Source organism: Pseudomonas sp. ADAK2, assembly GCF_012935755.1.
In the GTDB taxonomy this organism is placed as follows: Bacteria; Pseudomonadota; Gammaproteobacteria; order Pseudomonadales; family Pseudomonadaceae; genus Aquipseudomonas.
On sequence record NZ_CP052862.1, the window covers coordinates 3,002,215 to 3,023,660 of the forward strand.

18 protein-coding genes are annotated in these 21,446 nt (G+C 60.8%); 15 read left to right on the plus strand and 3 right to left on the minus strand.

Annotation, left to right across the window (positions count from 1 at the left end; genetic code table 11):
• The first annotated feature begins 138 nt into the window (after window positions 1–138).
• The 10 genes from HKK52_RS14005 (at window position 139) to pdeM (ending at window position 13,313) form a co-directional block, all read left to right on the plus strand.
• Entirely contained in the window at window positions 139–2,589 is a 2,451-nt protein-coding gene (locus tag HKK52_RS14005; RefSeq protein ID WP_169371318.1) for a penicillin acylase family protein, read from the plus strand.
• A 211-nt stretch (window positions 2,590–2,800) separates the two neighbouring features.
• The gene (locus HKK52_RS14010) at window positions 2,801–3,835 is read left to right on the plus strand and encodes a ligase-associated DNA damage response exonuclease (protein WP_169371319.1); all 1,035 of its coding nucleotides are present in this window, start codon (window positions 2,801–2,803) and stop codon (window positions 3,833–3,835) included.
• Window positions 3,832–5,520, plus strand: a complete 1,689-nt coding sequence (locus HKK52_RS14015) for an ATP-dependent DNA ligase (protein ID WP_169371320.1) — start codon at window positions 3,832–3,834, stop codon at window positions 5,518–5,520. Before HKK52_RS14010 ends, HKK52_RS14015 begins: the two co-directional genes overlap by 4 nt.
• 309 nt (window positions 5,521–5,829) lie before the next feature.
• Complete coding sequence (locus HKK52_RS14020; RefSeq protein ID WP_169371321.1) at window positions 5,830–6,612, plus strand: transporter substrate-binding domain-containing protein; 783 nt, start codon at window positions 5,830–5,832, stop codon at window positions 6,610–6,612.
• A 56-nt stretch (window positions 6,613–6,668) separates the two neighbouring features.
• On the plus strand, window positions 6,669–7,397 hold the full coding sequence (locus tag HKK52_RS14025) for an ABC transporter permease (RefSeq protein WP_169371322.1): 729 nt from the start codon (window positions 6,669–6,671) through the stop codon (window positions 7,395–7,397).
• Window positions 7,394–8,104 (plus strand): ABC transporter permease, encoded by a 711-nt coding sequence (locus HKK52_RS14030; protein ID WP_123512057.1) that lies wholly within the window; start codon window positions 7,394–7,396, stop codon window positions 8,102–8,104. Before HKK52_RS14025 ends, HKK52_RS14030 begins: the two co-directional genes overlap by 4 nt.
• 12 nt (window positions 8,105–8,116) lie before the next feature.
• A complete protein-coding gene (locus HKK52_RS14035; RefSeq protein WP_169371323.1) occupies window positions 8,117–9,235 on the plus strand; it encodes a succinylglutamate desuccinylase/aspartoacylase family protein in 1,119 nt (372 codons plus the stop codon).
• Window positions 9,236–9,248: 13 nt separating this feature from the next.
• The gene (locus HKK52_RS14040) at window positions 9,249–10,013 is read left to right on the plus strand and encodes an ABC transporter ATP-binding protein (RefSeq protein WP_169371324.1); all 765 of its coding nucleotides are present in this window, start codon (window positions 9,249–9,251) and stop codon (window positions 10,011–10,013) included.
• Window positions 10,014–10,170: 157 nt separating this feature from the next.
• Window positions 10,171–12,657: a ligase-associated DNA damage response DEXH box helicase gene (locus HKK52_RS14045; RefSeq protein ID WP_169371325.1), complete on the plus strand. Its 2,487-nt coding sequence runs from the start codon at window positions 10,171–10,173 to the stop codon at window positions 12,655–12,657.
• Entirely contained in the window at window positions 12,657–13,313 is a 657-nt protein-coding gene (gene pdeM, locus HKK52_RS14050; RefSeq protein ID WP_169371326.1) for a ligase-associated DNA damage response endonuclease PdeM, read from the plus strand. Before HKK52_RS14045 ends, pdeM begins: the two co-directional genes overlap by 1 nt.
• Before the next feature lie 51 nt (window positions 13,314–13,364).
• Here the strand turns inward: pdeM and HKK52_RS14055 are convergent, their stop codons facing one another.
• Both HKK52_RS14055 and dcd read right to left on the minus strand, forming a co-directional pair.
• Entirely contained in the window at window positions 13,365–13,574 is a 210-nt protein-coding gene (locus tag HKK52_RS14055; RefSeq protein WP_109628267.1) for a hypothetical protein, read from the minus strand.
• 106 nt (window positions 13,575–13,680) lie between these two features.
• On the minus strand, window positions 13,681–14,247 hold the full coding sequence (dcd, locus tag HKK52_RS14060; RefSeq protein ID WP_054047011.1) for a dCTP deaminase: 567 nt from the start codon (window positions 14,245–14,247) through the stop codon (window positions 13,681–13,683).
• Window positions 14,248–14,602: 355 nt separating this feature from the next.
• On the opposite strand from dcd, the gene HKK52_RS14065 reads away from it, so the two are divergent.
• A complete protein-coding gene (locus HKK52_RS14065) occupies window positions 14,603–14,812 on the plus strand; it encodes a cold-shock protein (RefSeq protein ID WP_002554837.1) in 210 nt (69 codons plus the stop codon).
• 131 nt (window positions 14,813–14,943) lie between these two features.
• The gene (locus HKK52_RS14070; RefSeq protein ID WP_169371327.1) at window positions 14,944–16,401 is read left to right on the plus strand and encodes a toxin-antitoxin system YwqK family antitoxin; all 1,458 of its coding nucleotides are present in this window, start codon (window positions 14,944–14,946) and stop codon (window positions 16,399–16,401) included.
• 65 nt (window positions 16,402–16,466) lie between these two features.
• On the opposite strand, the gene HKK52_RS14075 is transcribed toward HKK52_RS14070, so the two are convergent.
• Window positions 16,467–17,474 carry a DUF481 domain-containing protein gene (locus HKK52_RS14075; protein WP_169371328.1) on the minus strand — a complete coding sequence of 336 codons (1,008 nt, stop codon included), beginning with the start codon at window positions 17,472–17,474 and terminating at the stop codon, window positions 16,467–16,469.
• A 164-nt stretch (window positions 17,475–17,638) separates the two neighbouring features.
• Here HKK52_RS14075 and HKK52_RS14080 point away from each other — a divergent pair, with 164 nt between their 5' ends.
• The 3 genes from HKK52_RS14080 (at window position 17,639) to HKK52_RS14090 (ending at window position 21,441) form a co-directional block, all read left to right on the plus strand.
• A complete protein-coding gene (locus tag HKK52_RS14080) occupies window positions 17,639–17,992 on the plus strand; it encodes an MGMT family protein (protein WP_169371329.1) in 354 nt (117 codons plus the stop codon).
• Between the two features lie 43 nt (window positions 17,993–18,035).
• Window positions 18,036–19,595 (plus strand): AmpG family muropeptide MFS transporter, encoded by a 1,560-nt coding sequence (locus tag HKK52_RS14085; protein ID WP_169371330.1) that lies wholly within the window; start codon window positions 18,036–18,038, stop codon window positions 19,593–19,595.
• A 130-nt stretch (window positions 19,596–19,725) separates the two neighbouring features.
• Window positions 19,726–21,441, plus strand: a complete 1,716-nt coding sequence (locus tag HKK52_RS14090; protein WP_169371331.1) for a proline--tRNA ligase — start codon at window positions 19,726–19,728, stop codon at window positions 21,439–21,441.
• The last annotated feature ends 5 nt before the right edge of the window (window positions 21,442–21,446 follow it).

A 21,446-nucleotide genomic window follows, 5' to 3' on the forward strand; every position in this document is an offset into this window, starting at 1 on the left:
GGAGCGTCCCGGGCTGCATTCCCACGCAGAGCGTGGGAACGATCACCGAAGAAATAACCCCGCCGCCGCTTGCGCGGCCCCCTCCTGCTCACTAACGTAGCGCCTTTATTGCGTTACTACCCCCGCAGGAGCTTTGCCATGGCCTCGCCAGCCCTCACACATTTTCTTCCCCGGTTCGGCGTTGCCGCAGCAGTGGCCGGTGTTTTGAGCCTGACCGGTTGTCAGACCTGGAACACCCAGGACACCCTCCCGCCGACCTCCGGCGTGCAACCGCTCAAGGGCCTGGCGCAGAACGTGTCGGTGCGACGCAATGCCATGGGCATGCCGTTGATCGAAAGCAACAGCTTCCACGACGCGCTGTTCGCCCTCGGTTACGTCCACGCCAGCGACCGCCTCACGCAAATGGTGACCATGCGCCTGCTGGCCGAGGGCCGTCTGTCCGAAATGTCCGGCGCGGACCTGCTCGACGCCGACCGCTACATGCGCGCGGTCAACCTGAAGAAAAGAGCCGGCGAGCTGTACAAAGCTTCGTCGCCGCGACTCAAGCGCTTCTTCGAAGTGTATGCCCGGGGCGTCAACGCCTACCTGTTCCGCTACCGCGACAAACTGCCGGCGGATCTCGCGGCCAGCGGCTACAAGCCTGAATACTGGAAGCCGGAAGACTCCGCGCTGATTTTCTGCCTGTTGAATTTCAGCCAGTCGGCCAACCTGCCGGAAGAAATCTCCTCGCTGGTGCTGGCGCAAACCGTCACCACCGACAAGCTGCCGTGGCTGACGCCGTCCGCGCCCGACGAAAAACTGCCACTGGGCGAAGCCGACAAGCTCCAGGGCATCAAGCTTAACGGCGCGATCCCAGGGCTGACGGAAATCACCAAGGCCACCGGGCAACTGTCCGATCTGAATCTGCTCGGCGCCACCTCATCGAATAACTGGGCCATCGGCCCGCAACGCAGCCGCAGCGGCAAAAGCCTGCTGGCCAGTGACAGCCACGGGCCGCTGGGCGTGCCGTCGTTGTTCAGTTACGTGCAGATTCGTGCGCCGAAATACCAGGCGGCGGGCGTCAGCATCGCTGGCCTGCCGATGGTGCTCGGCGGCTTCAACGGCAAAGTCGCGTGGAGCATGACCACGGTCATGGGCGACAACCAGGACCTGTTCCTGGAAAAAATCAAACGCCAGGGCAACGGCCTTACCTACGAAGTCAGCGGCAAATGGCAACCGGTGGTGGTGCGTAACGAAACCTACTTCGTCAAAGGCCAGCGGCCGATTCGCGAAGCGGTGTACGAAACCCGCCACGGGCCGCTCCTCAACAGCGCCCAGGGCCTGAGCATGGCCAATGGTTTTGGCCTGGCGCTGCAAACCCCGAGCTTCACCGACGACAAGACCCTGGACGCGTTCTTCGACCTGTCCCGCGCGCAGACCGTCGAGAAAGCCTCGGACGCCAGCCGTGAAATCCGCGCCATCGCCCTGAATCTGGTCTTCGCCGACGCCAGCAACATTGGCTGGCAAGTCACCGGTCGCTACCCGAACCGTCGCGAAGGCGAAGGCCTGCTGCCGTCGCCTGGCTGGGAAGGTCGCTACGATTGGGACGGTTACGCCGACCCGATGCTGCACCCGTACGACCAGGACCCGGCCCAAGGCTGGCTCGGCACCGCCAACCAGCGGGTCATCCCCCATGGCTACGGCATGCAGCTGTCCAATTCCTGGTCTGCCCCGGAACGTGGCGAGCGCCTGGCCGAACTGGCCGGCGCGGGCAAGCACGACAGCCGCAGCCTGATCGCCATGCAGTACGACCAGACCACCACCTTCGCCGCCAAACTGAAGAAAATGTTTGCCGCGCCGGGAATGGCCCAGCCGCTGAAGCAGGCGATCGACACCTTGCCTGAAGTCGATCGCAGCAAAGCGCGCGAGGCGTTGACGCGGCTGATGGCGTTCGACGGCAAGCTCAGCCCAACGTCTGCCGATGCGGCGATCTACGAACTGTTCCTGCAAGAAAGCGCCAAACAGATTTTCCTCGACGAACTCGGCCCGGAAAGCAGCCCGGCGTGGAAAGCCTTTGTCGCCAACGGCAAGTTGTCCTACGCGGCCCAAGCCGATCATTTGCTCGGTCGCGAAGACAGCCCGTTCTGGGATGACGCCCGTACGTCGCAGAAAGAAGACAAGCCGGCGATCCTCGCCCGCAGCCTGGCGGCGGCGATCAGTGCCGGCGACAGTCAGTTGGGTGGCGACCGCAAGGCCTGGCAGTGGGGCAAACTGCACCGCTACGAGTGGAAGAACGCCAGTGGCCAGACCGTGCGCGGTCCGCTTGCGGCCGGCGGCGATCACACCACGCTGAACACGGCGGCATTTGCCTGGGGCCAGGACTTCAACACCACGCTGGCGCCGTCCATGCGCTTTATCGTCGACTTCGGCCAGGCCGAACCGTTGATGGGTCAGAACGGCAGCGGCCAGTCCGGCAACCCGGCCAGCCCGAACTACCTCGACAGCATCGATCCGTGGCTCAAGGGCCAGTACCTGAGCCTGCCGATGCAGCCGCAGAACTTTGACAAGGCGTATGGCAAGGCGCGGTTGACCCTGACTCCCGGCAAGTAACCCGTGATTGATCGTTCCCACGCTCTGCGTGGGAATGCAGCCCGGGACGCTCCGCGTCCCATTGGAACGCGGAGCGTCCCTAGAGGCATTCCCACGCAGAGCGTGGGAACGATCAGCGTGGGAACGATCAGCGTGGGAACGATCAGCTCGATAGAACTTCTCGCCACGCGCAAACCTCATAGCTAACAAATCCCTCCATTTTGGTAACAACATGGATCTTGTTATCGCGCGCCCCGAAGGTTTGTACTGCCCCGCCGGGGATTTCTATATCGACCCGTGGCGTCCGGTGGAACGCGCGGTGATTACCCACGCCCACGGCGATCATGCCCGCACCGGTAATCAACATTACTTGGCGGCCGCGCCCGGCGAAGGGATTCTGCGCGCGCGCCTGGGTCAGGACATCAACCTGCAAACCCTGCCCTACGGCGAACGCCTGCTGCATCACGGCGTCACCTTGAGTTTTCACCCGGCCGGCCACGTGCTTGGCTCGGCCCAAGTGCGCCTGGAATACGGCGGCGAAGTCTGGGTCGCGTCCGGGGATTACAAGATCGAGCCCGACGGCACCTGCGCGCCATTCGAACCGGTGCGTTGCCACACCTTCATCACCGAGTCGACCTTCGGTCTGCCGATTTACCGCTGGCAGCCCCAGGCGCAGGTGTTCGCCGAGATCAATCAGTGGTGGCGGGCCAATATCGCAGCGGAAAAAGCCAGCGTGCTGTTCTGCTATTCCTTCGGCAAGGCCCAGCGCATCCTGCACGGTATCGACGCCAGCATCGGCCCCATTCTGGTGCATGGCGCCGTGGAACCGCTCAACCGGGTGTATCGCGAAGCAGGAATTTATCTGCCGCCGACGATCTACGCTGGCGACGTGAAGAAGAGCGATCCAATGATGCGCCAGGCCCTGGTCCTCGCGCCGCCCTCGGCGGGAGGCAGCACTTGGATGCGTCGGTTCGGCGACTACAGCGACGGTTTCGCCAGCGGCTGGATGCGTTTGCGCGGCACACGGCGGCGGCGCGGGGTGGACCGGGGCTTCGTCCTCTCGGATCACGCCGACTGGCCCGGGCTGCTGTGGGTCATCGAACAGACTGGCGCCGAACGCGTGATGGTCACCCATGGCTCGGTCGGCGTGCTGGTGCGGCATCTGCGCGAACAAGGGCTGGACGCCCAGGGTTTCAGCACCGAGTACGGCGACGATGAGGAAGATCAGGCAGTCGCTACTCCGGAACCCGCTGAGGTGCTGCCATGAAAGCCTTCGCCGAGTTGTACGCCGAGCTCGACGCCACCACTTCGAGCAACGCCAAACTGGCGGCGATGCAGGCCTATTTCGCTCAGGCCGCGCCGGAAGATGCCGCCTGGGCGGTGTACTTTTTGTCCGGTGGCCGGCCTCGGCAGTTGGTGCCGGTGCGTGCGCTTCGGGAACTGGCGGTGGAGATCTCGGGGCTCTCGCCGTGGCTGTTCGAAGAGAGTTATCAGGCCGTCGGCGATCTCGCGGAGACCATCTCGCTGGTGCTACCCGAAGCACCCCACAGTTCTACCGACGGGCTGGCGACCTGGATCGAAGACAAACTATTACCCCTGCGCGGTGAAACCCCGGAGTTCCTCGACCGACGCCTGCCCGCTCTCTGGGCGCAACTGGACCGCCCGAGCCTGATGCTGTGCATCAAGTTGATCACCGGCAGTTTTCGCGTCGGCGTCTCCAAACTGCTGGTGACTCGGGCGCTGGCCGCCATGGCTGGGCTCGACAGCAAACGCGTGGCGCAACGGCTGGTGGGTTACACCGACCTGTCCAACCGCCCGAGCGCCGCCAGCTACCTGAAACTCATCGCCCCGCAGTCCGCCGACGAACACGCCCAGCGCGGTGGCCAGCCGTATCCGTTTTTCCTCGCCCACGCCCTGCAACAACCCGTCGAGCAGTTCGAAGCCCTGATCGGCCCGGCCAGCCAGTGGCAAGTGGAATGGAAGTGGGACGGCATCCGCGCCCAAGTGGTCAAGCGTGAGGGGCGGCTGTGGATCTGGTCCCGGGGCGAAGAATTGGTCAGCGAACGTTTTCCCGAACTGGAGGTGCTGACCAACGGTTTGCCGGACGGTACGGTGATCGACGGCGAAATCGTCGCCTGGAAATCGGCGCATCCCACCACGGAAGATGCCTTCGATCCGCAATCCACGGCGCCACCGGCGGTGCAACCCTTCGCCCTGTTGCAACAGCGAATCGGCCGCAAAACCCTGGGCAAGAAAATCCTCGACGAAGTGCCGGTGGTGTTACTCGCCTACGATTTGTTGGAATGGCAGGGCGAAGACTGGCGCAACCACACCCAGATTGAACGTCGCACGCAATTGGAGCAGGTCATCGCCACTTGCAACAGCCCGGTGCTGCTGGCCTCGCCCGTCCTGACCGGCGAAGACTGGTTCGACCTCGCCCGGCAACGGGAAGCGTCGCGCCGGCTGGGGGTCGAAGGCATGATGCTCAAGGCCCGGGATGCGCTGTATGGCGTGGGCCGGACCAAGGACATGGGCGTGTGGTGGAAATGGAAAGTCGACCCGTTCAGCGTCGACGCGGTTTTGATTTATGCACAACGGGGCCATGGCCGTCGAGCCAGTCTCTACAGCGACTACACATTCGCGGTGTGGGATGGCCCGCCCGAGGCGAGTGAACGCACGCTGGTGCCGTTCGCCAAGGCTTACTCAGGGCTGACCGATGAAGAAATGCGTAAGGTCGACGGCATCGTGCGCAAAACCACGGTGGAGAAGTTCGGGCCGGTGAGCAGCGTGAAACCGAGCCTGGTGTTTGAGCTGGGGTTTGAAGGCATCGCCCTGTCCCGGCGGCACAAGAGTGGGATTGCAGTGCGGTTTCCCCGGATGTTGCGCTGGCGCCAGGACAAGTCGGTGGAAGAAGCCGATAGCCTGGCCACACTGCAGGATTTGTTGAGCTGACACCCGATCGTTCCCACGCTCTGCGTGGGAATGCAGCCAGGGACGTTCCGCGTCCCAAGAGCGGACGCGGAGCGTCTATTGAGGCATTCCCACGCAGAGCGTGGGAAGGATCATTGAACCAAGTTGGTGCAGGAAATTTGTCCCGCCCATTTTCGTGCACAAATGCGTCACAACCTTCTCTTTAATCACCTTTTAAAACGCTTGTTCGGGACTCTGGTTCGGAAATTGCTACTTTCATTAGGTCTTACGCTTTCCAGTAACAATAATTCTGCGCCACAAGCGCTCATATTGGTTCTTAGGGATTGAATAATGAAAAAAGCATTGCTGACCCTTTCTGCACTGGCGTTGTGCATGGCTGCCGGCTCCGCGCTGGCCAAGGAATACAAAGAACTGCGTTTTGGCGTTGACCCTTCCTATGCACCGTTCGAGTCGAAAGCGGCGGATGGCAGCCTGGTGGGCTTCGACATCGATCTGGGCAACGCAATCTGTGCCGAGCTGAAGGTCAAGTGCAAATGGGTCGAAAGCGACTTCGACGGCATGATTCCGGGCCTCAAGGCCAATAAATTCGACGGTGTGATCTCTTCGATGACCGTCACCCCGGCCCGCGAAAAAGTCATCGACTTCTCCAGCGAGCTGTTCTCCGGCCCAACCGCGTATGTATTCAAAAAAGGTTCTGGCGTCACGGCAGACGTCGCTTCGCTCAAGGGCAAAACCGTCGGCTACGAACAAGGCACCATTCAGGAAGCCTATGCCAAGGCCGTTCTGGACAAGGCTGGCGTGAAAACCCAGGCCTATCAGAACCAGGATCAGGTGTATTCCGACCTGACTTCCGGTCGTCTCGACGCCGGGATCCAGGACATGTTGCAAGCCGAACTGGGCTTCCTGAAGTCGCCAAATGGCGCCGATTACGAAATCAGCAAGCCGGTCGACAGCGAATTGCTGCCAGCCAAAACAGCTATCGGTATCTCTAAAGGTAACAAAGACCTCAAGGCACTTTTGGATAAAGGTATCAAAGCGTTACACGACGATGGCACCTACGCCACCATTCAGAAGAAACACTTTGGCGATCTGAATCTGTACAGCGGCAAATAATGCCCGGCGCCCATCTCGCGATGGGCGCTTTTTTTACTCGATCAGGTTGCTGATTTATGTTCGAAAACCTCTTACAAAACCTGGGGCTCTCAGCCTTCAGCCTCAAGGGCTTCGGTCCTTTGCTGATGGAAGGCACCTGGATGACCATCAAATTATCGGTGTTGTCGCTCTTGGTTGCCGTGTTACTCGGCTTGCTGGGCGCCAGTGCCAAACTGTCCAAAGTCAAACTGGTGCGGGTGCCGGCCCAGGTCTACACCACGCTGATCCGCGGGGTGCCAGACCTGGTGCTGATGCTGCTGATCTTCTACAGCCTGCAAACCTGGCTGACGTCCTTTACCGATTTGATGGAATGGGAATACATCGAGATCAACCCGTTCAGCGCCGGGGTCATTACCCTGGGCTTCATTTATGGCGCGTACTTCACCGAAACTTTCCGTGGGGCGATCCTTGCCGTGCCACGGGGCCAGGTCGAAGCCGCCACTGCCTATGGCCTCAAACGCGGCCAGCGCTTCTGGATCGTGGTGTTCCCGCAAATGATGCGGTTCGCCCTGCCGGGCATCGGCAACAACTGGATGGTGATGCTCAAGGCCACCGCACTGGTGTCGATCATCGGCCTCGCCGATCTGGTCAAGGCTGCCCAGGACGCCGGTAAAAGCACCTATCAATTGTTCTATTTCCTGGTCCTGGCCGCGCTGATTTACCTGCTGATCACCAGCGCCTCCAACTTCGTCCTGCGCTGGCTTGAACGCCGCTACGCCGCCGGCTCCCGGGAGGCCGTACGATGATCGAACTCTTGCAGGAATACTGGAAACCCTTCCTCTATAGCGACGGTTACCACATCACCGGCCTGGCCATGACCATGTGGCTGCTCAGCGCCTCGATCTTCATCGGCTTCCTGGTGTCGATCCCGCTGTCCATCGCCCGGGTGTCGCCGCACTTCTACATTCGTCTGCCGGTGCAGTTCTACACCTACCTGTTCCGCGGTACGCCGCTCTATATCCAGCTGCTGATCTGCTACACCGGCATCTACAGCCTCGCGGCCATCCGTGCACAACCGGTACTGGACGCGTTCTTCCGCGATGCGATGAACTGCACCATCCTCGCCTTCGCCCTGAACACCTGTGCCTACACCACGGAGATTTTCGCCGGGGCGATCCGCAGCATGAACCACGGTGAAGTCGAAGCAGCCAAGGCCTATGGCCTGACCGGCTGGAAGCTGTATGCCTACGTGATCATGCCGTCGGCCCTGCGTCGCTCGTTGCCTTATTACAGCAACGAAGTGATCCTGATGCTGCACTCGACCACCGTGGCGTTCACCGCGACCATCCCCGACATCCTGAAAGTGGCGCGGGACGCCAACTCGGCGACCTTCCTGACCTTCCAGTCGTTCGGCATCGCCGCGCTGATCTACCTGACCGTGACCTTTGCGCTGGTCGGCCTGTTCCGTCTCGCCGAACGCCGATGGCTGGCCTTTCTCGGGCCGACTCACTAGGACCTAACGTAAATGCGCCACCAGAAACATGACCTGCTGGCCCCGCTGCCGGGGACCGCACGACAGATCCACAGCTTTCACTTCGGCCCGGCCAATGGTGCGGGCAAGATCTACATCCAGTCGTCCCTGCACGCCGATGAAATGCCCGGCATGCTGGTGGCCTGGCACCTCAAGCAGCGCCTGGCGGAGCTGGAAGCCGCCGGGCGTCTGCGCAGCGAGATCGTGTTGGTGCCCGTCGCCAACCCGGTCGGCCTGGAACAGGTGTTAATGGACGTGCCCCTGGGCCGTTACGAACTGGAGAGCGGGCAGAACTTCAACCGCTGGTTCGTCGATTTGAGCGAAGAAGTGGGCAACGAGATCGAAGGCCAGCTCGGCGACGATCCGCAGCACAACCTCGAACTGATCCGCAGCAGCCTGCGCAACGCCCTCGCCCGCCAGACCGCTTGCACCCAACTGCAATCCCAGCGCCTGACCCTGCAACGGCTGGCCTGTGACGCGGACATGGTGCTGGACCTGCATTGCGATTTCGAAGCCGTCGCGCACCTTTACACCACGCCGGAGGCCTGGCCGCAGGTCGAGCCGCTGGCGCGCTACATCGGTGCCGAGGCCAGCCTCTTGGCCACCTATTCCGGCGGCCAGTCGTTCGATGAATGCTTCACTTTGCTCTGGTGGCAGTTGAAGGAGCGCTTCGGCGAGCACTTCGATATCCCGCTGGGCAGTTTTTCGGTCACTGTCGAATTGCGCGGCCAGGGCGATGTATATCACCCGCTGGCCAGCGCCGATTGCCAGGCGCTGATCAATTACCTGATTCACTTTGGCGCCATCGCTGGCGAAGCGGCGCCACTGCCCGAGCTGCCCTATCCGGCCACGCCGCTGGCCGGGGTCGAACCGGTGGCCACGCCGGTTGGCGGGTTGCTGGTGTTCACCGCGGTGCCGGGGCAATACCTGGAAGCCGGCCAACTGATTGCCGAAGTCATCGACCCGATCCTCGACCGCGTCACCCCTATCCATTGCACCGCCGCCGGGTTGATGTACGCCCGTTCGCTGCGCCGCATGGCCACTGCCGGCATGGTGATCGCCCACGTCGCGGGCACCGAAGCCTATCGCAGCGGCTACCTACTTTCGCCTTGAGGATGCATGCCCCATGTATAAATTGACCATCGACGGCCTGCATAAAAGTTATGGCGACCATCATGTGCTCAAAGGTGTTTCGCTCAAGGCCAACACTGGCGACGTCATCAGCCTGATCGGCGCCAGCGGCTCGGGCAAAAGTACCTTCCTGCGCTGCATCAACTTTCTCGAACAACCGAATGACGGCGCCATGAGCCTGGATGGCAAGGACATCCGCATGGTCAAGGATCGCCACGGCATGCACGTGGCTGATCCCGATGAACTGCAACGGATCCGCACGCGCCTGGCCATGGTGTTTCAGCATTTCAACCTGTGGAGCCACATGACGGTGCTGGAAAACATCACCATGGCCCCGCGCCGGGTGTTGGGGTGCAGCAAGGAGGAAGCCGAAGACCGTGCCCGACGTTATCTCGACAAGGTGGGCCTGGCGGCGCGAGTAGCTGATCAGTACCCGGCGTTTCTGTCCGGCGGCCAGCAGCAACGGGTGGCGATTGCCCGCGCGTTGGCGATGGAACCGGAAGTCATGCTGTTCGACGAACCGACCTCCGCCCTCGACCCGGAGCTGGTGGGCGAAGTATTGCGCGTGATCCAGGGCCTGGCCGAGGAAGGCCGGACCATGATCATGGTCACCCACGAAATGAGCTTCGCCCGCAAAGTGTCGAGCCAGGTGTTGTTTCTGCACCAGGGGTTGGTGGAGGAGGAAGGGGCGCCGGAGGATGTGTTGGGGAATCCGAAGAGTGAGCGGTTGAAGCAGTTCCTCAGCGGCAACCTCAAGTAACACGCTGCCCTTGTAGGAGCCAGGCTTGCCGGCGAAGGCGGTCTTGAGATCGCCTTCGCCGGCAAGCCTGGCTCCTACAGGACCGCGCATCGTCTTTAAACCTTTCGCCTGCTGGCGCGGTCACTGAAAGAACACTTTCAGAGCGCGCACCGCCGGCATGGGCACCTCCCCCGACTACGCAAAGCAATGGTTCGCCGCCCGCGGCTGGAAGCCATTCGCCTTTCAGAAACAGGTATGGACGGCGGTCAAACGCGGTGAGTCCGGGTTGCTCCATGCGAGCACCGGTGCCGGTAAAACTTATGCGGTGTGGTTTGCCGCGCTCAATCGCTTCGCCTCGTCTGTCGCGCCTGTTGAAACGTCCCGCAAACGCAAACCGGTAGCCGAACCGCTGGCGGTGCTGTGGATTACGCCGATGCGTGCGCTGGCGGCCGACACGGCTAAAGCATTGGAATTGCCGCTGCACGACTTGCAGATTCGGTGGAGCGTCGGCCTGCGCACCGGCGACACCAGCAGCAGCGAACGCGCCCGCCAAAGCCGGCGCCTGCCGACCACGCTGATCACCACGCCTGAAAGCCTGACCCTGATGCTCGCCCGTGCCGATGCGCAAACTGCGTTGTCGACCTTGCGCATGGTGGTGGTCGATGAATGGCACGAGCTGCTCGGCAACAAGCGTGGCGTGCAACTGCAACTGGCCCTCGCCCGTTTGCGACGCTGGCATCCCGGATTGATCGTGTGGGGCGTTTCCGCGACGCTGGGTAATCAGGCCCACGCCGAACAGGTCTTAATCCCACAAGGCGGCGGTATCAGCGTTCAGGGCGAAAACGGCAAGGAGTTGCGGGTCGATACGCTGCTGCCGCCGTCTATCGAACGTTTCCCCTGGGCCGGGCACATCGGGCTGAAGATGTTGCCGCAGGTCATCGCCGAACTCGACTCCAGCCCCAGCACCTTGGTGTTCACCAACACCCGCGCGCAGTCGGAGATCTGGTATCAGGCGCTGCTGGAGGCGCGCCCGGATTGGGCCGGGTTGATCGCCTTGCATCACAGCTCACTCTCACGGGACACCCGCGACTGGGTCGAGCGCGCACTCAAGGATGGACACCTCAAAGCGGTGGTCTGCACCTCCAGCCTCGATCTGGGCGTGGATTTCCTGCCGGTGGAACGCGTGCTGCAAATCGGCTCGGCCAAAGGCGTGGCGCAGCTGATGCAGCGGGCCGGGCGTTCCGGTCATGCGCCCGGGCGCGTCTCGCGGGTGACCCTGGTGCCGACCCACAGCCTGGAACTGATCGAAGCAGCCGCCGCCCAGGACGCCGTGGCGCAACGGCGCATTGAACCTCGCGAGTCACCTTACAAGCCGCTGGATGTGCTGGTGCAGCATCTGGTCAGCATGGCGTTGGGTGGTGGTTTTCTTCCCGATGAGCTGTACGAAGAAGTCCGTGGTGCGTGGGCTTATCGGGATCTGACAATGGCGGATTGGGCCTGGGCGCTGGCTTTCGTACGCCACGGCGGACTTTCCCTGACGGCTTATCCGGATTATCGCCGGGTCGAACCGGATGAACAGGGCGTCTGGCGCGTACCGGATGCGAGACTGGCGCGCCGGCATCGCATGAGCATCGGCACCATCGTCAGTGATGCGAGTATTCAGTTGAAGTTCTGGAGCAAGGGCGGCGGTGGCAAGCAATTGGGCAGTGTCGAGGAAGGGTTTATCGCTCGCCTGAAACCGGGTGACGGGTTTCTGTTTGCGGGGCGTTTGCTGGAACTGGTGCGCGTGGAAAACATGACCGCGTACGTGCGGCGCAGCAACGTGAAAAAAGCCGCGGTGCCGCGCTGGAATGGCGGGCGTATGCCGCTGTCCAGCGAGTTGGCCCAGGCAGTGGTTACGCGGTTCAGTGCGGCGGCGTCGGGTCAGTTTGTCGGCCCGGAAATGATCGCGTTGCGTCCACTGCTGGAAGTGCAACAGCGCTGGTCCGGGCTGCCGACCGAGACCAGCCTGTTGGCCGAAGCCCTTAAATCCCGCGAGGGCTGGCACTTGTTCCTCTATCCCTTCGCCGGGCGCCAGGTGCATCTGGGACTGGCGAGCCTGTTGGCCTGGCGGGTCAGTCAACGGCAAACGGTGACCTTTTCGATTGCGGTCAATGATTACGGCCTGGAATTACTGAGCGCGACCTATGTCGATTGGTCTGTTCATCTGAATCCCGATTTGTTCAGCGCCGAACATCTGCTGGCTGATGTGCTCGCCAGCCTCAATGCCGGGGAACTGGCGCTGCGCCGGTTTCGGGAAATCGCAAGAATTGCCGGACTGGTGTTCGCCGGCTACCCCGGCGCGCCCAAGAGCGCGCGACAGGTTCAGGCATCGAGCGGTTTGTTCTTCGAAGTGTTCAAGCAATACGACGCCGACAACCTGTTGCTGGCCCAAGCCGGGGAAGAAGTCCTACGGGAAGAATTGGATATTCGACGACTGGAGCAGACCTTGGCCCGCATCAATCGCTTGAGATTCGACCTGCATCAGATCAAGCGTCCTACGCCGCTGGGCTTTCCGCTGCTGGTGGAACGGATGCGCGAGAGCATGAGTTCCGAGAAGCTGGCCGATCGCATCCGACGGATGGTCGGCGATCTGGAAAAAACCGTTGAAACCGGGAAAGCCTGATGAGCGCGCCTTACCCTGTACGCCTGGCCGGCGAAGGACTCTGGTTGTTGCCCGAGAAGGCAATGTACTGGCCGGCACAGCAAGCGCTGTTGATCGCCGATGTGCATTTCGGCAAGGCTGCGGCTTATCGCAGCCTCGGCCAGCCTGTGCCGCGGGGCACCACCGGGCAGAACATCGCGGTGCTGGATAGGTTGCTCGCCGCCCTGCCCTGTCGTCAGCTGATTTTCCTTGGCGACTTTCTCCATGGGCCCGGCTCACATGCAAAGGAGACGTTGAAGGCCTTGGCACAATGGCGAGAGCGCCACCAGGCGCTGCCAATGACGCTGATTCGCGGCAACCATGACAAACGCGCCGGGGATCCGCCGTCATCACTGGATATCCGGGTGGTGCCAGAACCGTTGCTACTGGGACCGTTTGCGCTGCAACACGAACCGGTTCCACACCCAAGCCGCCATGTGCTGGCGGGGCACGTTCATCCGGTCTACCGGCTCAATGGCAAAGGCCGGCAAAGCTTGCGCCTGCCGTGTTTCAGGCTTGGCACCGAGATTAGCCTGCTACCCGCGTTCGGCGCGTTTACCGGCGGTTATCAGGTCGCGCGGAATGACGGCTGCAGGATCTTTGTCATTGGCGACAACGAAATATGGCCAGTCAGCTGACGTCTTCACAGACATCAGCTGACTGGCCATTCGTTTTTCTTCAGACGTTTATCAGGCGACAGGCGCCGGAGGTGGCTCGTCTGGCAGGGTCGGTTCACCGGGTTCGGTCGGTTGCTCGTTGGGGGTATCGGGATCAGGCTGACCGGGGATGCCCCCTGCCATGCTGATTGGCGGATGCGCCAACAAGGACCAGGCCAAAACGCCAATCTGATTGGGCTCAAGCCTGGCCAGTTCGGCGCTGATTTGCGGATCGATCTTCATGGAGCACTCCTGAGCAGTGGCCCGGTTCGCTGTACGCAAACCGGGCAGTACACCCAATAGAGTGTCTACCTGCCGAAGAATTCCCGGGAACTGTCAGATGGACGGATCAGGTGCGTGGCAAGGTGACGCCGCGCTGGCCCTGATACTTGCCGCCACGGTCCTTATAGGACACTTCACACTCTTCGTCGGATTCGAAGAACAGCATCTGTGCAACGCCTTCGTTGGCGTAGATTTTTGCCGGCAAGGTCGTGGTGTTGGAGAATTCCAGGGTCACGTGGCCTTCCCACTCAGGCTCGAGCGGCGTCACGTTGACGATAATGCCGCAACGGGCGTAGGTGCTTTTACCCAGGCAGATGGTCAGCACGTTGCGCGGAATACGGAAGAATTCCACGGTGCGGGCCAGGGCGAACGAGTTCGGCGGGATGATGCAGACATCGCTGGTCACGTCGACGAAGCTCTTCTCGTCGAAGTTCTTCGGGTCGACGATGGCCGAGTTGATGTTGGTGAACACCTTGAATTCACCGGCGCAACGCACGTCATAACCGTAGCTCGACACACCATAGGAAATCAGGCGCTCGGCACCTTCGCCGCGCATCTGGCGCTCGACGAACGGTTCGATCATGCCGTGCTCTTGCGCCATGCGGCGAATCCACTTGTCCGATTTGATGCTCATGGCGGGGTGTCCTGAATAGCGAGGTGGAAAAATTCTGTCCGGCATCTTACTAGGCGCGCGCCCAGGGTTCAAAGTGCGAGGCGTAATTCTCGCCAATCCCCCCTGATTGCCGGGTCTTGCCGCCAAAACGATGCACCGTCAGTCACGAAAACAGAGAAACCTTCGCAGGAAGCATTGGCACGTTCCGGAAAAAGGGTTAAGGTGGCGCCACTGTGCTGCTTGTGTCACTGAGAATCTCTACACGATATGTTGAATTTCGATCCAACCATCTACAAGAATTTTTCCTGCTCTTTGCACTCAGTCTCGGCCAGGGTTCTTCCTGCGTCGCAGTTATCTTTGTTCAAGGAGTTACACCATGTCTAATCGCCAAACTGGTACCGTTAAGTGGTTCAACGATGAAAAAGGCTTCGGCTTCATCACTCCACAATCCGGTGACGACCTGTTCGTTCACTTCAAAGCTATCCAATCCGACGGCTTCAAAAGCCTGAAAGAAGGCCAACAGGTTTCTTTCATCGCTACCCGCGGTCAGAAAGGCATGCAAGCTGAAGAAGTTCAAGTTATCTAACTTGTACTTGCTTTAGTAAAAAGCCCCGCCCTTAAAAGCGGGGCTTTTTTGTGGGCGTCTGTTTTTGCCTTACGCCATCCACTCGTCCTTCTATATGATTCGCCACCTGGAAATCACATGGAAGCAGCAGGATGCCGTTCAACCAATGGAAAACCCTGAGCGCAGCGCTAGTCACACTCGCACTCCCCTTCTCGATTCACGCCAATCCCCGTCCCGACCACCCGACCATCATCGTCGGCATGGACACCCACGCGACCTATATTGCCAAGGGCCCAGCCATTCAAGGCGTCCCTCAGGCAGAACTGCGCGCGGCGGCTTTGCTGGAACTCTCTACGGCGCACGCCTGCGGCAGCAACGAGGTCTACCTCACGCCGGACTCGGTGGGCGTACCCAACGAATCGTTTGGTCAACTGCTCGCTGAAGTCCAGCAACTGATCGACGACGAAACCCCGCTGCTGATAACGCTCTCGGCGTGCGACGGCAAACGCGCGTTTTTTGAAAAGGTCCGCGCCTGCACGCCCGAAGAATGCGGCAAGCTGACCGCATCCCTGGTCGACGGAAAGCTGTATCTGGACGAGGACTATGCACCGACCAGCAAAGGCCAGGCGTCTTACTTCCTGAAAATGCCGATGGCCTACGACAGCAATCGCAAGGCCTGGAAAGCAAAAGTCTTCTACGTCGACGCCAAGACGCTGCGCCGTGACTATTTCGTCAACGCTAAGGATTTCGTCTCGGGCAGACCCGTCCTCGCCTCAAAAACCTACTACTCGAGCGGAAAGCTCGGACAAAGCTATCAGAACGATGCCAACGGCCAACGCCAGGGCGAGGCCATCACCTATTCCGAAAGCGGGGTTGTCATCAAACGCGCGAACTACTTGAACGATGAACTGGAAGGCTGGCAAACCACCTACCACGACAATGGCAAAGAAGCCGACGCCTACAACTGGCATCAGGGCAAGCGTGTCGACGGCGAATACCTGGAGCACGACGAAGACGGCGCACTGATTGGCCGCATCAGCTATCGCAACGATGTACCGGACGGCCCGGCCATGAGCTACTACCCCAGCGGCAAACTCAAGGACAGCAGCACCTTCGTGGCCGGCAAGGCGCAAGGTCCCAGCACGTCATACTTCGAAAACGGCGCGGTGCGTAGCACACGCAATAACGTGGATAGCAGCCCGGAGGGCTGGGTCATCAGCTATTACGCCGACGGCAAAGTCGAAGAAAAACAGTTTTTCGAGCAGCAAGTACAGCGCAGCTACGCCACCTGGAACGATCAGGGCATCCAGACCGTGCAATGGCAATGGGATGAACAACACCGCGAACAGGGTGATTTCAAGAAGTGGTACGAGAATGGCCAACTGCAAGATCACCGAATCTACAAGGACGGCAAACTGCAGGGCCCCGCCATCACCTGGTATGAAAACGGCCAGATGAATACGTCGGTCGATTACGTCGAGGGGCGCGAGCAAGGCGTGATGCGCTTGTGGAAACAGGATGGCAGCCCGAACGGCGAATGCCGATATGAGGCTGGAGTCCGTCAGGGTGAATGCACCCGACCCGAATCTCCAGCGCCTACAGCCAGCTAATCGCCCACCCAAGAAAAAGCCCCGCAACCTTAAGGTTGCGGGGCTTTTTTTGTGCAATACGACAGTTACCAGGCCACGCCAAACCCTGCGGTATAACGGGTCTTGTTCAAATCAGCATCATCGGTCCCGCTGATGACGTCGCGCTCGGCCTTGAGGTTAAGCGAAGCCCAGTCGGTGACTTTGTAGCGCAAGCCCACTTCGGCATCGAGCGCGTAATCGGCCACGCCGGACAGCGGCTTGCCTACTTCGCCATTGGTGAAGAACTCGACCTTCTTGCCCACCAGATAGCGGTTGTAGTCCCACTTCATGGCCACGGAATAGAAGTTGTCCTTGCCGCCATCGCGGTATTCGTAATCGGTACGGTTGAGCAACGAACCGAGCGAGAACGCGCCCAGCTCGTTATCCCAGAACTGATACCCCGGACCGGTACCGACCACGCGCTGACGGGACAGCTCTTCGACCTTGTCGCGCTTGTAGTTCACGCGACCATCCCAGTACCAGTGCTCGGTGAGGAATCGGTCAAGGGAGTACTCGGCACGCCAGTTGTCGGTGGTGACCACGTCGTCCTGGAATTCGCGGTTGTACTCGCCCTCGGCCGTGTGCCGCCAACGGCCATGACGGGCCGAGGTCTTGAAGCCGACATCGTAGTCGTCGGTGTCCTTCTCGGCGCGCTGATAATCCAGGGCCATGTCGACATTGCCCTTCCACACCAGGTCTTCAACCACCGGCTTGGGCTTGAGAATCTGCTGGATGCTCGCCAGCTCGACGGTTTTCGGCGCCTCGCCATTGGCCAGAGTCACCTTGCCATCTTCGGCAGCCTTCAAGGATTTGGCTTTCTCACCGGTGTAGGCATCCTGCTTGACTAGCAATTGCTGATCACTTTCCAGGGTCTTGACCTGCTTCCAGTCGATCGGAACCGCACCGGCGTATTCGGTCTGGATCAGCAGTTTGCCGCCATCGAACACGGTGATCTTGCCGCTCAATTTGTCACCGTTTTTCAACCATACGGTGTCGGCGAGCAAAGGCGTGGAAGCACTGAAGACAGCGAGGCACAACAAGGTTCTGGACAACATAAGCAGATCGAAGGCTCTGGATTGCGAAAAAAAGTCGGCATTATCCCAAGGAATAAGGCGCTAGCAAGGACTGACCCGACTATTTCTATTGAGTTCCTTTCTCAATTGACACTTCTGGACTTAATCTGATGGCAGCAAAGCGAATTTCTTCAGGAACTGCGGACGTGACAGACGAGACGACGGAAAACGAAAGCCCGGCGCAAATCCGACGCACGGCGCTGTACCTGACCCTGGCTCAAGTGCCCGAGGGCAAAGTCGTGAGTTACGGGCAATTGGCCGAACTCGCCGGGTTGGGGCGCGCTGCGCGCTGGGTCGGACGCACGCTGAGCCAGTTGCCCGGCGACACCAAGCTGCCCTGGCACCGCGTGCTCGGCGCCGGTGGTCGAATCAGCCTGCCGGTGGGCAGCCCTTCCGGGGATGAACAACGGGCGCGTCTACGCATGGAAGGCATTAGTGTCCTGAATAATCGTGTTGATATTCAGCGTCATGGCTGGCGCCCGGTAGAGCACAGCGGTTAGAGTGCGCGCTTTGTTTCCGTAATCTTGAGGCAGACTCCAGCCCATGCCCCGTAAAACCTGGCGCGCCGCGCTCGCCGCCTATGCCAGCCCATCAACGCTTGTGCTGTTGTTGCTTGGTTTCGCCGCCGGCCTGCCCTACATGCTGGTGTTTTCGACGCTGTCGGTCTGGTTGCGCGAGGCCGGTGTGGCCCGCGAAACCATTGGCTATGCAAGCCTGATAGGCCTGGCCTACGCCTTTAAATGGGTGTGGTCCCCGCTGCTCGACCAATGGCGCCTGCCATTCCTTGGCAAACTGGGTCGACGCCGCTCCTGGCTGGTGCTGTCCCAGTCACTGGTGATACTCGGCCTGATCGGCATGGGTTTCTGCGACCCGCAAAAGCATTTGTCCTGGCTGATCGCCATCGCGGTGGTCGTGGCCTTCGCCTCGGCGACCCAGGACATTGCTGTCGACGCCTATCGCCTGGAAATCGCCGACGACAGTCGCCAAGCTGCACTGGCCGCCAGCTACATGTCCGGCTATCGCATCGCTGCCCTGCTGGCCACCGCTGGCGCACTGTTCTTCGCCGAAGGCTTCGGTTCCACCGGTTTCAACTACCAACATTCGGCCTGGGCCGGCACGTATGTGCTGTTCGGCGCATTGATGATTCCTGCGCTACTGACCAGCCTGTTCATGCGCGAGCCGCCCGTGCCGCTGCGCACTCAACTACAGGCCGGGCGTTACAGCTTTGCGCATCAACTGGCGTCGGTGTTTGTCCTGATCGTGTTGCTGGTGTCGGTGCCGGCCATGTTCACCCAGCTCTACAACACTGACTTCGCCGCCGTGCTGTTCCAGGGTGAAAGCCTGCTCGACCTGCTGCTCGAAGATCGCGCATTCCTGCGGGCCATTCTCTACATCACGCTGACCGCGCTGTGCCTGTCAGCCATGGGCCGCCGCGGCCTGGCGCCAGTGCTGACACCGGTCAACGACTTCATTCTGCGGTACCGCTGGCAAGCGTTCCTGTTGCTCGGATTGATCGCCACCTACCGGATGTCCGATACGGTCATGGGCGTAATGGCCAACGTGTTCTACATCGACCAGGGCTTCACCAAGGATCAGATCGCCAGCGTCAGCAAGATTTTCGGCCTGATCATGACCTTGGTCGGCGCCGGCATGGGCGGCCTGCTGATCGTGCGCTTCGGCATTTTGCCGATCCTGCTGATTGGCGGTATCGCATCGGCCGGCACCAACCTGCTGTTCCTGATGCTCGCCGACATGGGCGCCAACCTGAACATGCTGATCCTGACCATTTCCCTGGACAACTTCAGCTCGGGCCTGGCGACGTCGGCGTTTGTCGCTTACCTGTCGAGCCTGACCAACCTCAAGTTTTCCGCCACCCAATACGCCCTGCTCAGCTCGATCATGCTCCTGCTGCCGCGCCTGATCGGCGGCTACTCCGGGGTCATGGTGGAGAAGTTCGGCTATCACAACTTCTTCCTTATCACGGCTCTGCTCGGCGTGCCGACCCTGCTGCTGATCGCGCTGCACTGGTTCCAGGAAAGCCGCCGCGCCGGCCCGACGCCGACACCTGAACCGTTACAGACGCCGGCCGTGGAAGAGTCGTAGGAAACGTCCCGAATGGCGGGAGGTTTCCCGCCATCGAGCCACACCGCCGGCCGCACTTCTGTACGTCAGCAGATCTCGCCCGTACAATGCTCCGTCATTTCTCGTCATCAGCAACCGACAACGGCCAACCATGCGCACCAGTCAATTTTTGCTCGCCACACAGAAAGAAACGCCTTCCGACGCGGTCGTGATCAGCCATCAGCTGATGCTGCGCGCCGGCATGATCCGCAAACTCGCCTCGGGCCTGTACACCTGGCTGCCGATGGGCTTGCGAGTAATGCGCAAGGTCGAAGCCGTCGTTCGTGAAGAAATGAACGCCGCCGGCTCGCTTGAAGTGTTGATGCCGAGCACTCAACCGGCTGAGCTGTGGCAGGAATCCGGGCGCTGGGAAGAGTACGGCCCCGAATTGCTGCGCTTCAAGGATCGTCACGGTCGCGACTTCTGCGCCGGCCCGACCCACGAAGAAGTGATCACCGACCTGATGCGCAACGAATTGAGCAGCTACAAACAGCTGCCAATCAACGTGTATCAGATCCAGACCAAATTCCGTGACGAAATCCGTCCACGCTTCGGTTTGATGCGCGGTCGCGAATTCATCATGAAGGACGCCTACTCCTTCCACGCAGACCAGCCGTCGCTGCAGATCACCTACGATCGCATGCACCAGGCGTACTGCAACGTGTTCACCCGTCTGGGCCTGAAATTCCGCCCTGTTGAAGCCGACAACGGCTCCATCGGCGGTGCCGGCTCCCACGAGTTCCACGTATTGGCCGAATCCGGCGAAGACGATATCGTGTTCAGCAACGGTTCCGACTACGCCGCGAACATCGAGAAAGCCGAAGCCGTGCCGCGCGAAACTTCCCGCGCCGCGCCGGCCGAAGAGCTGCGCCTGGTCGACACCCCGAACGCCAAGACCATCGCGCAACTGGTCGAAGGCTTCAATCTGCCGATCGAAAAAACCATCAAGACCCTCGTGGTTCACGCTGAAGAGAAAGGCAAGCTGATTGCCCTGATCATCCGTGGCGACCATGAGCTGAACGAAATCAAGGCCGCCCAACAGCCAGGCGTTGCCAGCCCGCTGGTCATGGCTTCGGAAAGCGAACTGCGTGACGCGATTGGCGCCGGTGCCGGTTCCCTCGGCCCGTTGAACCTGCCGCTGCCAATCATCATCGACCGCTCGGTCGAGCTGATGAGCGACTTCGGTATTGGCGCCAACATCGACGACAAGCACTACTTCGGCGTGAACTGGGAACGCGACCTGCCGGTTCCGACCGTGGCCGACCTGCGCAACGTCGTGGCCGGCGACCCAAGCCCGGATGGCAAGGGCACCCTGGAAATCAAGCGCGGCATCGAAGTCGGGCACATCTTCCAGCTGGGCAACAAGTACAGCAAAGCGATGAAGTGCGAAGTGCTGGGCGAGAACGGCAAGCCGGTGACCTTGGAAATGGGCTGCTATGGCATTGGCGTATCCCGCGTGGTGGCTGCGGCCATCGAGCAGGGCAACGATGCCAACGGGATTATCTGGAGCGACACTCTCGCGCCATTCCAGATCGCCCTGGTACCGCTGCGCTACGATAACGAGCAGGTTCGCGAAGCCACCGACAAGCTGTACGCAGAACTGACCGCGGCCGGTTTCGAAGTGCTGCTGGACGACCGCGACAAGAAAACCAGCCCGGGCATCAAGTTCGCGGACATGGAGCTGATCGGCATTCCACACCGGATCGTGGTCAGTGACCGCGGCCTCGCCGATGGCAATCTGGAATACAAGAGCCGCACCGAGGCCGAGGCGCAAGCCCTGCCGGTCGCTGACGTGCTGTCTTTCCTCCAGGCCCGTATCCGCCGCTGACACCA

Coding starts and splice junctions, on each gene's coding strand:
- HKK52_RS14005 (WP_169371318.1), top strand. CDS start 139: ATGGCCTCGCCAGCCCTCACACATTTTCTTCCCCGGTTCGGCGTTGCC.
- HKK52_RS14010 (WP_169371319.1), top strand. CDS start 2,801: ATGGATCTTGTTATCGCGCGCCCCGAAGGTTTGTACTGCCCCGCCGGG.
- HKK52_RS14015 (WP_169371320.1), top strand. CDS start 3,832: ATGAAAGCCTTCGCCGAGTTGTACGCCGAGCTCGACGCCACCACTTCG.
- HKK52_RS14020 (WP_169371321.1), top strand. CDS start 5,830: ATGAAAAAAGCATTGCTGACCCTTTCTGCACTGGCGTTGTGCATGGCT.
- HKK52_RS14025 (WP_169371322.1), top strand. CDS start 6,669: ATGTTCGAAAACCTCTTACAAAACCTGGGGCTCTCAGCCTTCAGCCTC.
- HKK52_RS14030 (WP_123512057.1), top strand. CDS start 7,394: ATGATCGAACTCTTGCAGGAATACTGGAAACCCTTCCTCTATAGCGAC.
- HKK52_RS14035 (WP_169371323.1), top strand. CDS start 8,117: ATGCGCCACCAGAAACATGACCTGCTGGCCCCGCTGCCGGGGACCGCA.
- HKK52_RS14040 (WP_169371324.1), top strand. CDS start 9,249: ATGTATAAATTGACCATCGACGGCCTGCATAAAAGTTATGGCGACCAT.
- HKK52_RS14045 (WP_169371325.1), top strand. CDS start 10,171: ATGGGCACCTCCCCCGACTACGCAAAGCAATGGTTCGCCGCCCGCGGC.
- pdeM (WP_169371326.1), top strand. CDS start 12,657: ATGAGCGCGCCTTACCCTGTACGCCTGGCCGGCGAAGGACTCTGGTTG.
- HKK52_RS14055 (WP_109628267.1), bottom strand. CDS start 13,574: ATGAAGATCGATCCGCAAATCAGCGCCGAACTGGCCAGGCTTGAGCCC.
- dcd (WP_054047011.1), bottom strand. CDS start 14,247: ATGAGCATCAAATCGGACAAGTGGATTCGCCGCATGGCGCAAGAGCAC.
- HKK52_RS14065 (WP_002554837.1), top strand. CDS start 14,603: ATGTCTAATCGCCAAACTGGTACCGTTAAGTGGTTCAACGATGAAAAA.
- HKK52_RS14070 (WP_169371327.1), top strand. CDS start 14,944: ATGCCGTTCAACCAATGGAAAACCCTGAGCGCAGCGCTAGTCACACTC.
- HKK52_RS14075 (WP_169371328.1), bottom strand. CDS start 17,474: ATGTTGTCCAGAACCTTGTTGTGCCTCGCTGTCTTCAGTGCTTCCACG.
- HKK52_RS14085 (WP_169371330.1), top strand. CDS start 18,036: ATGCCCCGTAAAACCTGGCGCGCCGCGCTCGCCGCCTATGCCAGCCCA.
- HKK52_RS14090 (WP_169371331.1), top strand. CDS start 19,726: ATGCGCACCAGTCAATTTTTGCTCGCCACACAGAAAGAAACGCCTTCC.